The sequence below is a fragment of the Ferrovibrio sp. genome (genome assembly GCF_019636075.1).
In the GTDB taxonomy this organism is placed as follows: Bacteria; Pseudomonadota; Alphaproteobacteria; order Ferrovibrionales; family Ferrovibrionaceae; genus Ferrovibrio.
This window is the reverse complement of sequence record NZ_JAHBYG010000003.1, coordinates 31,227-45,283: the sequence shown is the minus strand read 5'-3', so window position 1 is coordinate 45,283 and position 14,057 is coordinate 31,227. Positions and strand designations below refer to the sequence as shown.

Sequence of the window (14,057 nt, the reverse complement as noted above, 5' to 3'; positions counted from 1 at the left end):
GGAAACTGCCATGAGTACCGGACGCACCCGCGTGGTGGTGGTGACCGGACTATCCGGCGCGGGAAAATCCGCCGCCCTGAAAATCCTGGAAGACCTGGGCTACGAGGCGGTGGACAACCTGCCGCTGTCGCTGCTGCGGCGCCTGGTGGTGAGCGATGGCGACAGCCTGGATCGCCCGCCCCGCGGCGCCATCGCGCTGGGCGTGGATTGCCGCACGCGCGATTTCAATCCGGTGCAATTGCTGCTGCTGATCGAGGATCTGCGCTCGCGGCCCGAACTGAACGTGACGCTGCTGTATTTCGATTGCGACGACGATGCATTGCATAAGCGCTTCACCGCCACGCGACGGCGGCATCCGCTGGCGCATGATCGCAGCGTGACGGATGGCATCGCCGCCGAACGCGCGCTGATCTCGCCCCTGCGCGGCAGCGCCGACCGGATTTTCGACACCACGAGTCTTTCGTTGCCTGATCTGCGCCGCATGCTGGCAGCCTATTTCGCGCTGGAAAGCGGCAACAAGCTCACAATCGACGTGGTGTCTTTTTCCTATCGACATGGACTTCCGCGCGAAGCCGATCTGGTTTTCGATGCGCGCTTTTTACGCAACCCATTTTACGACGAAACCCTGCGTCCGCGTGCCGGCGACGACCCCGGCGTGGGCGAGTACATCGCCGAAGACCCGGATTTTTCGCCATTTTTCGAGAAAGTTTCCAGCTTGGTGATCGACCTGCTGCCGCGATTCGATGCCGAGGGGAAGCGTTACCTCACCATCGCCATCGGCTGCACAGGTGGCCGCCACCGCTCGGTGTATGTGGCCGGATTACTCAGCCAGCGCTTGCGCTCGGCGGGCTATCCGGTCAGTCTGCGGCACCGCGACCGCGACTTGGCGGCTGTGGGAGAGCACGGCGACCGCGCCTTGCCGGTCGCGAAAGAGCATAGCGACCGCGCTTTGCCGGTCGCAAAAGAGCACGGCGTCAATCGAGAGACGGTATCCCGATGATCGGACTTGTCGTTGTGACCCATGGCCGGTTGGCTGAGGAATTCATTCTCGCAACGGAACATGTGGTCGGCCCGCAGCGGAATCTTCGTGCTGTTTGTATCGGACCGGATGATGACATGGAGCAGCGGCGCCAGGACATCCTGGCTGCTGTGGCCGAAGTCGATTCCGGCCAGGGCGTGATCGTGCTGACCGATATGTTCGGCGGCACGCCATCCAATCTGGCAATCTCCATCATGGATCAGGCCAAGGTGGAAGTGATCGCCGGCGTGAACCTGCCGATGATGATCAAACTGGCCAGCGTGCGCGGCAAATGCGACCTCGCAGCCGCCGTGGCCGCCGGCCAGGAAGCCGGTCGCAAATACATCAACGTCGCCTCAAAGCTGCTGGCCGGAGATTCGGTATAGTGGGAGACGCCATAACGCGCACGGCAATGATCGTGAATCAGCGTGGGTTGCATGCCCGCGCCGCGGCCAAATTCGTGCAGGTGGCGGCCCGCTTCCCCAATGCCCGCATCCAGGTTTCCAAGGATGGCCAGACCGTGCCCGGCGAATCGATCATGGGCCTGATGCTGCTGGCCGGCACCCAGGGCTCCAGCATCGAAATCTCGGCCAGCGGCCCCCAGGCCCGGGATGCGGTGAATGCCCTGATGGACCTGGTGGAAGATAAATTCGGCGAGAGCGAATAGCGCCTTATATTCCCATATAAAGATTTCTTTATGTATTGCTGGACAGGCCGGGCCTGCCCTGCTATACCCCCGGCCAGAAACCACAGCCCAAACCATGCAGAATGGAGTGCTTTGTCATGTCTGCCGATTATATCGTGAAGGATCTCGGCCTGGCCGATTGGGGCCGCAAGGAACTGGATATGGCCGAAACCGAGATGCCGGGCCTGATGGCCACGCGCGAGGAATTCGGCAAGAAACAGCCGCTGAAGGGCGCTCGCATCGCCGGCTCGCTGCATATGACGATCCAGACCGGCGTGCTGATCGAGACTCTGAAGGCGCTGGGCGCCGATATCCGCTGGGCCTCGTGCAACATCTACTCCACCCAGGATCATGCCGCCGCCGCGATTGCCGCCGCCGGAATCCCGGTTTTCGCCGTGAAGGGCGAGAGCCTGGAGGAATACTGGGATTACACCCATCGCATTTTCGAATGGTCGGACGGCGGCACGCCCAACATGATCCTGGACGATGGCGGCGACGCCACCTTGCTGCTGCATCTGGGCATGCAGGCCGAGAAGGATCCGTCGGTGATCTCCAAGCCGACCAATGAGGAAGAAACCGTCCTCTATGCCGCCATCGCCAAGAAGCTGAAGACCTCGCCGGGCTGGTACACGAAGATGGGCACCGCCATCAAGGGCGTGACCGAAGAAACCACCACCGGCGTGCATCGCCTGTATGTGATGGCCAAGGAAGGCCGCCTGCTGTTCCCCGCCATCAACGTGAATGACAGCGTCACCAAGTCGAAATTCGACAATCTGTATGGCTGCCGCGAAAGCCTGGTGGATGGCATCCGCCGCGGTACCGACGTGATGATGGCCGGCAAAATCGCCGTGATCGCCGGCTATGGCGATGTGGGCAAGGGCTCGGCCGCTTCGCTGCGCAATGCCGGCTGCCGCGTGATGGTCACCGAAATCGATCCGATCTGCGCCCTGCAGGCGGCGATGGAAGGCTATGAAGTGGTGACCATGGAAGATGCCGCGCCCAAGGGCGACATCTTCGTGACCGCCACCGGCAATGTGGACGTGATCACGCTGGATCACATGCGCGCCATGAAGCATCGCGCCATCGTTTGCAACATCGGCCATTTCGACAGCGAAATCCAGATCGGCGCGCTGAAGAACCTGAAATGGCACAATGTGAAGCCGCAGGTGGACGAGGTGGAATTCCCCGACAAGAAGCGCATCATCGTGCTGTCGGAAGGCCGCCTGGTGAATCTGGGCAATGCCACCGGCCATCCCAGCTTCGTGATGAGCGCCTCTTTCACCAATCAGGTGCTGGCGCAAATCGAGCTGTGGACCAATCCGGGCAAGTACCAGAAGCAGGTCTACACCCTGCCCAAGCATCTGGACGAGAAGGTGGCCAGCCTGCATCTGGCCAAGGTGGGCGCCAAGCTGACCAAGCTGAGCGATGCCCAGGCCAAGTATCTCGGCATCGGCCAGACCGGCCCCTTCAAGCCCGATCACTACCGGTACTAAACCGGTAGATCAACGACGAAGCAGGTTGCGCCCCGCTCTTGCCGCCGCCGAATCTTGGCCGCATAGTCCGGCTATGAAACAGGCGGGAAGCGGGGCGTGAACTGGCTTATCTGGACATCGGGCCTCACTGCACTGGCGGCGGCCCTGGCTGCTGGCGGCGCCTGGATATGGCAGGCAAACCGCCGGCAAGCCGCCGAGGCCCGCGCGCGTGAAGCCGAGGCGCGCCTCATTGAACGCGACGATGCGATCCGCCTGCTGCGCGGCGAAATCGCCGATCTTGCCGATGCCGCCGACCAGGCCGGCAAACTGCGCTCCGCCCTTGATACCGATCGCGGCGAAACCCGCCGCCTGCGCGATGCCGCCGAACAGGCGGCAAAACTGCTGGATGCCGCCCCCTTCCCGATCTGGCGCCGCGACCGCGACGGCAAACTGACCTGGGTGAATGCCCGCTCGGCCGAACTGGCCGAGGCAAGCCCAACCGATACCGTGGCGCGCGGCATGGAATTCACCGCCCCGCGCGATCCCGAAACCGCCCGCGCCCTGGCGCTGCGCGCCGCCGCAGCCGGCCTGCCGCTCACCGAGGAGCGGCGTTTCGTGGCCGAGGGCGACCGCCGCAATTACCGGGTGACGGAAGTGCCGCTGGCCGATGGCTTCCTGGGTTTCGGGCAGGACATCACCGCCGAAGCCGATGCGCGCGGTCAGTTGAAGCGGCAGACCGAAATCCATTTCGATGTGCTGCGCTCGCTTTCCACCGCCACGGCGATCTTCGGCACCGACAAGCGGTTGCTGCTGTGGAACCGCGCCTATGCCCGGCTGTGGGATATGGAAGAAAGCTGGCTGGAGCAGCGACCGAGCTATGGCGAGGTGCTGGAGCATCTGCGCGCCGCCCGCCGCCTGCCCGAACAGATCGACTGGCAGGCCTATAAGCGTGCGCAATTGGCCCTGTTCACTTCGGTGATCGACCAGATCGAGGAATTGATCCACCTGCCCGATGGCTCGGCGCTGCGGCTTTCGGTGAGCGCCTATCCCGCCGGCGGCCTGCTGTTTGCCTATGACGACGTGACCCGCCAGCTCAGCCTGGAACGCGCTACCAACACCATGATCGCTGTGCAGCGCGCCACGCTGGATAATCTTTATGATGCCGTGGTGGTGTATGGCCCCGATGGCCGGCTGTCGCTTTATAACCGCGCCTATGCCGAACTCTGGCAGCTCGATCCCGATTGGCTGAACCGCAAGCCGCATATCACCGAAATCCTCGATGCCAGCCGCGCATTGTTGCAGCGTGGCAGCGATTGGGCCGGCTTGCGCACCCGTCTGCTGGCGGAATTCGCCGAACGCAAGACCAACCAGGGCCGCATGGAGCGCGGCGATGGCCGCGTGATCGACCATGCCAGCGTGCCGCTGCCCGATGGCGCCATGCTGCTGACCTATATGGACGTAACCGATTCCATCCGCATCGAACGTGCGTTGCGCGACCGCAACGAAACCCTGGAACGCACCGACCGGATGAATGCCGGCTTCATCGCCAACATCACCCATGAATTGCGCTCGCCGCTCGGTACGCTGATGAGCATGACCGAGGTGATGGCCCAAGGCATCCTCGGCCCGATGAATCCGCGCCAGGCCGAATATTGCGCCGACATCATGGAGAATTCGCGCCATCTGCTGCGGCTGGTGGACGATATCATCGTGATTGCCCGCATCCAGGTGGGCCAGATGGATCTGGAACCGGAACTGTATCCGCGCGCCGCGATTTGGCGCGACGACATGAACGGCTGGGCCGATATCGCCGAACGCCGCGGCCTGCGGCTGGAATTGCCGGCTCCCGATGGCGATTGCGGCAATGGCCAAGGCGATGCGATGCGCTTGCGCCAGGCTTTGGGCAATGTGATGGGAGCCGCCCTTGCCGGCACGCCGCAGGGCGGCCTGGTGCGCCTTACCGCACAGGCCGATGCCGATGATGCCCTGCTGCTGAAGGTGGAAAGCCATAGCGGCGGTCTGGCGCCGATCCGGCCGACGCGCATCTTCGCCGATCTGGCCGCCGCCACCGAACAGCGCCGGGCCAATGCCGATCTGTCGCTGCTGGTGGCGCGCGGGCTGATCGAGTTGCATGGCGGCAGCGTACAGGCCCGCGAGGCCGATGGCGTGCAGAGCGCAATCATCCGTCTGCCGCGCGATGGCATGGTGGCGATTGCCGCGCCAAGCGGCCGATAACGCGCCATGGCCTTTACCCGGGATATCGTCCTGTCTGATGAAACCGCCACCCAAAGGCTGGCGCAAACTCTGGCGCCATATCTGCGGCCCGGCGATTCCCTGCTGCTGCAAGGCCCGCTGGGCGCTGGCAAAACCAGCCTGGCACGCGGCATCATCCGCGCGCTTTGCGGCCCCGGCATCGAAGTGCCCAGCCCCAGCTTCAATCTGGTGCTGACCTACGACACACCATCGGGCCCACTCTGGCATGTGGATCTCTATCGCGTGGACAATCCGCGCGACGTGGATGAATTGGGGCTGGATGAAATCCAGCGCGACGGCATTGCGCTTATCGAATGGCCTGATCGCCTGGGCCCATGGCTGCCGCGCCATGCCCTGACCATCGCGTTGACCCCACAAGAAAACCGCCGCCTGGCCAGCCTGAGCGGCGATGAAAGCTGGGCACCACGTTTAACGGACTTTCACCCATGACCGACCGCAAGAGTTTGAGCGACGCCTTTTTGCAGCAGGCCGGCTGGCATGATGCAGTGCGCGGACCGCTGGCCGGCGATGCCTCGTTCCGCCGCTATGAAAGGCTACGTCGCGATAACGGCGGCTCAAGCGCCGTGTTGATGGATGCACCGCCGCCGCAGGAGGATGTGCGGCCTTTCGTGCATATCGCGCGCTGGCTCGCCAGCCATGGTTTCAGCGCGCCGCGCATTCTGGCCGAAGATGTGGGCAACGGCTTTCTGCTGCTGGAGGATTTGGGCGACGATCTCTACGCTCGCCTGCTGCGCCAGGATCGGAACGATGGAACGCGTGCCGATGAAGAAACGCTTTATGCCGCCGCGATCGATGTGCTGCTGGCGTTGCGCGATCATCCGGCCGCCTCGCTGGCGCCTTATGATGCCAACAGGCTGGTTGAAGAAGCGCTGCTGTTCATCGACTGGTATCTGCCCGCACTGACAGGTAGCCCGGCGGATACCGCTACGCGCGAAAGCTTTGCCGCTTTGTGGCAAAGCCTGGCACCCGAGGCGGTGGCGCAAAATCCGGTGACCGTCTTGCGCGATTTCCATGCAGAAAATCTGCTCTGGCTGCCTGGGCGGCAAGGCAAGGCCCGCGTGGGCCTGCTGGATTTCCAGGATGCCGTGGCCGGCCATCCCGCCTATGATCTGGTTTCATTGCTGGAGGATGCCCGCCGCGATGTGCCGCCCGATCTGGCCGAGCGCATGCTGCAACGCTATATCGGCGCTGCCGGCGCATCCGATGCCGCCTTCCGCCGTGCCTATGCCATTCTGGGTGCGCAACGCAATATCCGCATCCTGGGTGTATTCACCCGGCTTTGGAAGCGCGATGGCAAGCCTGGCTATCAAGCTTTCATGCCACGCATGTGGGGCCTGGTGGAACGCGACCTAGCGCATCCGGCCCTGGCCGATTTGCGCACCTGGATGGACCGCACCGTGCCGCCGGATCTGCGCCGCAAGCCGTTGCCGGGCCTGGCACCATGAATGCCGTGCCCAAAACAGCCATGGTGCTGGCTGCCGGCCTGGGCACACGGTTGCGGCCCTTGACCGAAACCACACCGAAGCCGTTGCTGACAGTGGCTGGCCGCAGCCTGCTGGATCATTGCCTGGATCGCCTGGTGGAAGCCGGTGTGCAGCGCGCAGTGGTGAATATCCACTGGCTGGGCGAGCAGATTCGCCGGCATCTGCAAAATCGCCGGGATATCGAGATCGTGATTTCCGATGAATCCGACCGCTTGCTGGAAACCGGCGGCGGCATCGCGCGCGCGCTGCCCCTACTCTGCAATGGGCCCCTATTATGCGGCGAACCCTTCCTGTCGGTGAATTCCGACCTGATCTGGCGCGATGCGCGCGGCAATGCGCTACGCCGCCTGGCGGCCCGTTTCGATGCCGCCAGCATGGATGCCCTGCTATTGCTGCAGCCCACCACCGGGGCCACCGGCTATGAAGGCATGGGCGATTTTCTGATGGATCAGATGGGCGGGCTGACACGACGCGACAGCCGCTGCACGGCGCCATTCGTTTACACCGGCGTGCAGATCGTATCGCCGCGCCTGTTCGATGGCGTGCCGCAAGGCGAAAAGGCGGAAGCCTTCTCGCTCAACCGGCTGTATGATCGCGCCATCGAACAGGGTCGGCTTTTCGGCCTGCGCCATGAAGGCGACTGGATGGATGTGGGCAATCATGCAGGCATGGCGCAAGCCGAGGTTTTGCTGAATGGCGGCCGCCGCTAAGCCGCAAATATTCAGCATCGATCCGGGCATTCCGTTTCTGGAAGCCCTGGCCGCAGGTATTCTGCGCCGATATGGCCGCAACCCGGATGCATTGGCGCGCGTCACCATCCTGCTACCCACGCGGCGCGCCTGCCGGAATTTAAGCGATGCTTTCCTGCGTGCCGCCGATGGCGCCCCCTTGCTGCTGCCGGTGATCCGCCCGCTGGGCGATGCAGATGAGGATGAACTGGATCTGCGCGGTGCGCTGGATGCCAGCCAACAGCCGATGCCCTCGCTGGAGCGCGACCTGCTGCTGGCCCGCCTGCTGATGCTGACGCCCCTCGCCGGCGGTGATCCGGCCAATGCGCTGCATCTGGCCCGCCCGCTGGCCGCTTTGCTGGATACCACCCAGACCGAGGAAGTTGGCCTGGATAAGCTGCCCGATCTGGTGCAGGGCGAATTGGCCGATCACTGGCAGCAGACAGTGCAATTCCTCGCCATCATCCGCGAGCAATGGCCAGCCATCAAGGCCGAGCGCGGCCAGCTCGATAGCGCCGAACATCGGCGCTTGCGGATGCAGGCCTGGATCGATCTTTGGCGCGCCGCCCCTCCCCATGACCCGGTGATCGCCGCCGGCTCCACCGGCACCATACCGGCCACGGCGCGCCTGCTGCATCTGGTGGCGCGCCTGCCGCAAGGCTGTGTGGTGCTGCCCGGCCTGGATCAACACTTGGACGACGCTTCCTGGGCGGAATTGCGCGAGGAACCCACCCATCCGCAATATGCCCTGGCGCAATTGCTGGAAAAACTGGAAGTAGCCCGTGCCGAAGTGCAGCCCTGGTCTGATATGGCGCAGGAGGAAACGCCGCGCCTGAGCCTGCTGCGCGAAGCCCTGCTGCCGCCCGAGCAAACCCATCGCTGGCGCGACTTGCCGCCCCCGCCTGCGGCAGCCTTCGACGGCCTGCAACGCATAGAAGCGCCAGGGCCGCGCGAAGAGGCCATGGCAATCGCGCTGGCCATGCGCGAGACCCTGGAAATACCCGGCCGCACGGCAGCGCTGATCACGCCTGATCGCGGCCTGGCGCGGCGCGTGGCAGCCGAATTGCGCCGCTTCGATATCGCCGTGGATGATTCCGCCGGCCGGCCGCTAGGGCAAACCCCGCCGGCCATTCTGCTGCGGCAATTGAATGCCGCGCTGGCGGAAGATTTTGCCCCGGTGCCGCTGCTGAGCCTGCTGAAACATCCCTTTCTGCGACTGAACCTGCCGCGCGGCGAGTGGCTGCGCTGGGTGCGGCTGCTGGAGCGCGAGGCATTGCGCGGCACCCTGAAAGGCAAGGGGCTGGATGGCCTGGCCGACAAGATCGGCAAGAATACGCGGCTGACAGGAATCTTCGAGGATTTCCGTGCCGCATTGCTGCCCTTGCTGGATGCTTTCAGCCAGGCGCAGAGCAGCATCCCGCAAATGCTGCGCGCCTTGATCGGTTGCGCCGAACGGCTTTGCGCCACCACCAGCGGCCGCGACATGCCGCTATGGCAACAGGAAGATGGCGAAGCCCTGCATGGCCTGATGGTAGACCTGCTGGGCAGCGGCGAAAGCTTCGGCCCCATCGCGCCGGCGCAATGGCCGCGCCTGTTTGAAGCCCTGCTGGCCGGTGCCGTGGTGCGGCCGCGCTGGGGTTCGCATCCGCGTCTGTCGATCCTGGGTCTGCTGGAAGCGCGCCTGGTCCGCGCCGATCGTGTGATCCTGGCCGGCTTGAACGAAGGCACCTGGCCGCCGCAGCCTGAGGAAGATCCCTGGCTCAGCCGGCCGATGCGCAAGCAACTGGGCCTGCCCGCACCGGAGCGCCGGCTAGGCCAGACCGCCCATGATTTCGTGATGGCCGCCGCCCATGCCGATTGCATCCTCAGCCGTTCGGCCAAGGTGGATGGCACGCCCACCGTGCCGGCGCGCTGGCTGGCCCGGCTGGAGGCACGGCTGGGCGAAAACGATGCCTGGAAGGCCACCTTGCAGAATCCCTACCTGCATTGGGCCGACATGCTGGATCGTCCGGCCATGTACAAACAGACCGACAGTCGCCCGCGCCCGCGCCCGCCAGTGGCAGCGCGGCCGCGTGCATTGTCGGTCACCCGTATCGAGGAATGGATCCGCGATCCCTATGCGCTGTATGCGCGGCGGATTCTGGCGCTCAAGCCGCTGGATGAACTGGCACGGCCAGCCGATGCCCGGGTGCGCGGCGAAGCGATCCACGACACGCTGGAAAAATTCCTGCGCCAACATCCCGATGCATTGCCAGACGACGATGCCGCACTGGCGGAGTTGCTGGCCCTGGGCCAGGAAACATTCGCGCCCTACATGCAGCAACCGGAAGTCGCCGCCCTGTGGTGGCCGCGTTTCGAGCGCGCCATGCGCTGGTTTCTCGATTACGAACGCGAGCGCCGTATGCACGGCTTCCGGCCGGTTCTGCTGGAGCAGAAAGGCGAACTTGAATTCGCCGCTCCCGCAGGCAGCTTCACGCTGAGCGCCACCGCCGACCGCATCGACCGCAGCGCATTCGGCATGTTGTCGATCCTGGATTACAAGACCGGCACTCCGCCCACCACCAAGCAGGTGAAGGCCGGGCTTGCGCCGCAATTGGCGCTGGAAGCCGCCATCGCCAAGGCCGGCGGCTTTGCCGATCTGCCTGCGGCCGCGATTGCTGAGTTGGTTTATATCCGGCTGCGCGGCGGCGAGGTGCCGGGCGAGGCATCCAGCATCGAAGGCAAGAATATCCCTGGCGCCGATGAACTGGCCGATATGGCACTGAATGGCCTGAAAAACTGGGTGTCGCGCTTCGACGATGCATCCATGCCCTATCTCTCGCGCCCCCGGCCGCAATTCGTGGCATATGCCGGGGATTACGATCATCTCGCCCGAACCGCCGAACGCAGCGAGGGCGACGAATGAGCAGCGCCCCGGAAACCGACCTGCAGCGCCATACCGGCAATCAGCGCAACGCCGCCGATCCCGACCTTTCGGCCTGGGTGGCGGCCAATGCCGGCGCCGGCAAGACCAGCGTGCTGGTGAACCGCGTCACCCGCCTGCTGCTGGCCGGCAACAAACCCAGCCGCATCCTCTGCCTCACCTTCACCAAGGCAGCCGCCGCCGAAATGGCCTTGCGGCTGAACAAGCGCCTGGGCGAATGGGCGGTGCAGCCCGACGACACCTTGCGTCAGCAATTGCAGGATCTGCTGGGCCAGGATCCCGATGCCAAAACGATGCAAAACGCCCGTGCGCTGTTTGCCCATATGCTGGAAGCGCCGGGTGGATTGCGGCTGCAAACCGTGCATGCCTTCTGCGAAGCGCTGCTGAAGCGTTTTCCAATCGAAGCACGGGTACCGCCGCATTTCACGGTTGTCGACGAAGCCCATGCGAATGAATTGCTGCAGGCCGCGCGCGACGACGTGCTGCGGCAAGGCCTGCATGATGCCGGCATCAACGCAGCCCTGTTGTTCATGGCGGAAAAGCTGGACGATACCCGCTTTACCAAATTGTTGAATGCATTGCTGGGCAAGCGCCGGGAATTGCATGCCCTGCTGGCCGATCATGGCAGCGCGGATGCCGCCATCGGCGCCTTGCGCGCGCTGCTGGGCCTGGCTTTGCACCGCGATCAGGCAACCGCGCTGACCGAGCATGTGGCTGGCCTGGCCCGAGCCGATCTGCGTGCCTCAGCGGAGGCCATGGCGCAGGGCAACAAGACCGATGCTGCCCTGGCCGAGCGGCTTGCCATTTGGCTGGCGCAGGATTGCCCGCCGCAGCGATTGCTCGAGGATTGGTGGCCCTGCTTCTTCACCCAGGCCGGCGAACCGCGCAAGAAACTGGCCGGCAAGGAGAGCGAGAAGCTATTGCCGGGCTGCGATGATATTCTGCGCCGCGAGCAGGATCGGCTGATCGCGCTGGGCAAAGAATTGAATGCACTGCATGTGCTGGAAGCCACGGCTGCATTGCTGCGGTTGAGTGAGAAACTGCTGGATGCCTATGCCGAAGCCAAGCATGCCGAAGGCCTGCTGGATTACGACGATCTGATCCTGAAAAGCCGCGACCTGTTGACCGAACCCGGCAAAGTGGCCTGGGTGATGTTCAAGCTGGATCAGGGCATCGATCATGTGCTGGTGGATGAAGCGCAAGATACCAGCCCCGATCAATGGGAGGTGATCAAAGCCCTGGCGGATGATTTCTTCAGCGGCGAAACCGCCGTGGAGCGCCATCGGACGGTGTTTGCCGTGGGCGATGTGAAGCAATCGATTTATTCGTTCCAGGGCGCACGGCCGCAGGCCTTCCTGAATATGCGCGAGTATTTCCGCAATGCCGCCCAGGCCGCGGACAAACTGTTCCGCAGCCTGAGCCTGGATATGTCGTTCCGCTCGACACGGGCTGTGCTTGGGCTGGTGGATGCGGTATTTGCGCTGGAGGGCGCCAAAAGCGGCGTGGTGACGGAAGACCGGCCGCTGCACCATCTGGCGCGACGCAGCATCGACCCCGGTCTGGTGGAAATATGGCCACCCTTCGTGCCGCAGAATAGCGAGGATGGCGAGGATTGGGCGGTGCCGCTGGATTACGTGAGCGAGGACGATCCGCGCCCACGCCTGGCCAATGCCATTGCCAAGCAGATAAAGGCCTGGATCGGCAGCGAAACCGTGATTGATGCGGAAAATCGCCAGCCGCGCCCGCTGCGGGCCGGCGATGTGATGATCCTGGTGCGGCGGCGCAATGTGTTTTTCGATGCGATGGTACGTGAATTGAAACTGGCCGATGTGCCGGTGGCGGGCGCCGACCGCATGGATCTGGCCAGCCAGATCGCGGTGATGGATCTGCTGGCGCTGGCGCAATTCTGTCTGCTGCCGCAAGACGACCTGAATCTCGCCGTGGTGTTGAAAGGCCCGCTATTCGAGTTCGACGACGACACCGATCTGTTTCCGCTCTGCCATGGCCGCGAACAGCCGCGCCTGTGGCATGCGCTGAAAAACCGCGCCGGCGAGAAGGCGCATTGGGCCCAGGCCGCCGAGGAACTGCGCCATCTGCTGGCGCGCGCAGACCTGACCACGCCTTTTGCCTTCTTCGCCGAATTGCTGGGGGCCGGGCATGGGCGGCAGCGGTTGCTAGCCCGGCTGGGCCAGGAAGCCAACGAGCCGATCGACGAATTCCTGGCCGCCTGCCTGCGGTTTGAACAGGAGGGCGGCACCGGTCTGCAAGGCTTTGTCGACTGGTTCGGCCGCCATGCCGGCGAAGTGAAACGCGACCTGGATCAGGGCCGCAACGAAGTGCGCGTGCTGACCGTGCACGGCGCCAAGGGCCTGGAAGCGCCGGTGGTGATCCTGCCCGATACCTGCGACCTGCCGATCCCGCGCGAAGATGAAGGCCTGCTCTGGACCGAAACCGCCAAAGCACCCATGCTGCTCTGGCCGCCGCGCAAGGAATTCGATGTGGAGATTTCGGCGGCCGCGCGCAGCGCGCGGCAGGATGCCGCCAAGCAGGAATACCGCCGCCTGCTTTATGTGGCGCTCACCCGCGCGCGCGACCGGCTTTACGTGGCCGGCTATCTCAACCGCCGCACGGCAGCCAAGGGGCCGCCGGAAGAAAGCTGGTATGCGCTGATCGCCGCCGCCTTCGATGGGCTGCAAGATGTCCATGAGGTGAGCCTGCCCTGGGGCGAACAGGGCCGCCGCCGCGTGATTGGCGATGCCGCGGCAAGCGGCACGCAGGCTGCCGCTGCATCCGCAGAAAAGCCAATCATGCTGCCCGATTGGCTGCGCCGCCCGGCGCCGGCCGAGCCGAGCCCACCGCTGCCGCTGGCGCCTTCGCGGCCCGAGATTGCCGATCCCGCGCCGCTTAGCCCGGCGATGCCCAAGAACAGCCAGGGCCTGGCGCGCGGGCGGCTGATCCATCGCCTGCTGCAAAGCCTGCCGGAATTGCCTGAGGCAGACCGCAAGCAGGCTACACAGCGTTTTCTGGCGCATCCCAGCCATGGCCTGGATACCGCGCTGCAAAACGATATCGCCACGGAAGTGCTGCGGCTGTTGGATGATCCGGTATTCGCGCCGCTCTTTACCCCCGGTGCTTTGGCGGAAGCGCCGATTGCGGGGAAATTGGGCAACCGTATCGTATCGGGCCGGCTTGATCGCTTAATCGTGATGGATGACCGCGTGCTGGCGCTGGATTTTAAGACCGACCGACCGCCACCCACCGATTGGCGCGACACTCCGCCGGCTTATTTGCGCCAGATGGCGCTGTATCACGGGCTTTTACAGGCTATATTCCCTGGGCGCAGCGTGCGCGTGGCCTTGCTCTGGACCCATGCGCCCCTGCTGATGGAATTGCCCGATGCCGCCCTTACGGAAAGCTTGGCGGTTCTTACCGCCTAGTCTTCTCTCACCACCCGGGCTTCTCTCACCACCCGG

Annotated in this window: 10 protein-coding genes; all 10 read left to right on the top strand. The window is 64.3% G+C overall.

The window, feature by feature from the left end; translation table 11 throughout:
- The first annotated feature begins 10 nt into the window (after positions 1 to 10).
- The 10 genes from rapZ (at position 11) to addA (ending at position 14,021) form a co-directional block, all read left to right on the top strand.
- Positions 11 to 1,000 (top strand): RNase adapter RapZ, encoded by a 990-nt coding sequence (gene rapZ / locus KF827_RS02305; RefSeq protein WP_290999337.1) that lies wholly within the window; start codon positions 11 to 13, stop codon positions 998 to 1,000.
- Positions 997 to 1,404, top strand: coding sequence for a PTS sugar transporter subunit IIA (locus KF827_RS02300; protein ID WP_290999334.1), 408 nt, complete (start codon positions 997 to 999; stop codon positions 1,402 to 1,404). Before rapZ ends, KF827_RS02300 begins: the two co-directional genes overlap by 4 nt.
- Positions 1,404 to 1,685: an HPr family phosphocarrier protein gene (locus KF827_RS02295; RefSeq protein ID WP_367273109.1), complete on the top strand. Its 282-nt coding sequence runs from the start codon at positions 1,404 to 1,406 to the stop codon at positions 1,683 to 1,685. The genes KF827_RS02300 and KF827_RS02295 overlap by 1 nt, the downstream gene beginning before the upstream one ends.
- A gap of 116 nt (positions 1,686 to 1,801) precedes the next feature.
- The gene (gene ahcY / locus KF827_RS02290) at positions 1,802 to 3,196 is read left to right on the top strand and encodes an adenosylhomocysteinase (RefSeq protein ID WP_290999331.1); all 1,395 of its coding nucleotides are present in this window, start codon (positions 1,802 to 1,804) and stop codon (positions 3,194 to 3,196) included.
- Positions 3,197 to 3,292: 96 nt separating this feature from the next.
- Complete coding sequence (locus KF827_RS02285; protein ID WP_290999328.1) at positions 3,293 to 5,410, top strand: PAS-domain containing protein; 2,118 nt, start codon at positions 3,293 to 3,295, stop codon at positions 5,408 to 5,410.
- A gap of 6 nt (positions 5,411 to 5,416) precedes the next feature.
- Positions 5,417 to 5,878 carry a tRNA (adenosine(37)-N6)-threonylcarbamoyltransferase complex ATPase subunit type 1 TsaE gene (tsaE, locus tag KF827_RS02280; protein WP_290999326.1) on the top strand — a complete coding sequence of 154 codons (462 nt, stop codon included), beginning with the start codon at positions 5,417 to 5,419 and terminating at the stop codon, positions 5,876 to 5,878.
- On the top strand, positions 5,875 to 6,894 hold the full coding sequence (locus tag KF827_RS02275) for a phosphotransferase (RefSeq protein ID WP_290999308.1): 1,020 nt from the start codon (positions 5,875 to 5,877) through the stop codon (positions 6,892 to 6,894). Before tsaE ends, KF827_RS02275 begins: the two co-directional genes overlap by 4 nt.
- Complete coding sequence (locus KF827_RS02270) at positions 6,891 to 7,643, top strand: nucleotidyltransferase family protein (RefSeq protein ID WP_290999305.1); 753 nt, start codon at positions 6,891 to 6,893, stop codon at positions 7,641 to 7,643. Before KF827_RS02275 ends, KF827_RS02270 begins: the two co-directional genes overlap by 4 nt.
- The gene (addB, locus tag KF827_RS02265) at positions 7,627 to 10,566 is read left to right on the top strand and encodes a double-strand break repair protein AddB (protein WP_290999302.1); all 2,940 of its coding nucleotides are present in this window, start codon (positions 7,627 to 7,629) and stop codon (positions 10,564 to 10,566) included. The genes KF827_RS02270 and addB overlap by 17 nt, the downstream gene beginning before the upstream one ends.
- A complete protein-coding gene (gene addA / locus KF827_RS02260; protein WP_290999293.1) occupies positions 10,563 to 14,021 on the top strand; it encodes a double-strand break repair helicase AddA in 3,459 nt (1,152 codons plus the stop codon). The genes addB and addA overlap by 4 nt, the downstream gene beginning before the upstream one ends.
- The last annotated feature ends 36 nt before the right edge of the window (positions 14,022 to 14,057 follow it).

Bases quoted from the DNA above. Each gene is read 5' to 3' on its own strand.
- rapZ (WP_290999337.1), top strand. From the start codon at position 11: ATGAGTACCGGACGCACCCGCGTGGTGGTGGTGACCGGACTATCCGGC.
- KF827_RS02300 (WP_290999334.1), top strand. From the start codon at position 997: ATGATCGGACTTGTCGTTGTGACCCATGGCCGGTTGGCTGAGGAATTC.
- ahcY (WP_290999331.1), top strand. From the start codon at position 1,802: ATGTCTGCCGATTATATCGTGAAGGATCTCGGCCTGGCCGATTGGGGC.
- tsaE (WP_290999326.1), top strand. From the start codon at position 5,417: ATGGCCTTTACCCGGGATATCGTCCTGTCTGATGAAACCGCCACCCAA.
- KF827_RS02275 (WP_290999308.1), top strand. From the start codon at position 5,875: ATGACCGACCGCAAGAGTTTGAGCGACGCCTTTTTGCAGCAGGCCGGC.
- KF827_RS02270 (WP_290999305.1), top strand. From the start codon at position 6,891: ATGAATGCCGTGCCCAAAACAGCCATGGTGCTGGCTGCCGGCCTGGGC.
- addB (WP_290999302.1), top strand. From the start codon at position 7,627: ATGGCGGCCGCCGCTAAGCCGCAAATATTCAGCATCGATCCGGGCATT.
- addA (WP_290999293.1), top strand. From the start codon at position 10,563: ATGAGCAGCGCCCCGGAAACCGACCTGCAGCGCCATACCGGCAATCAG.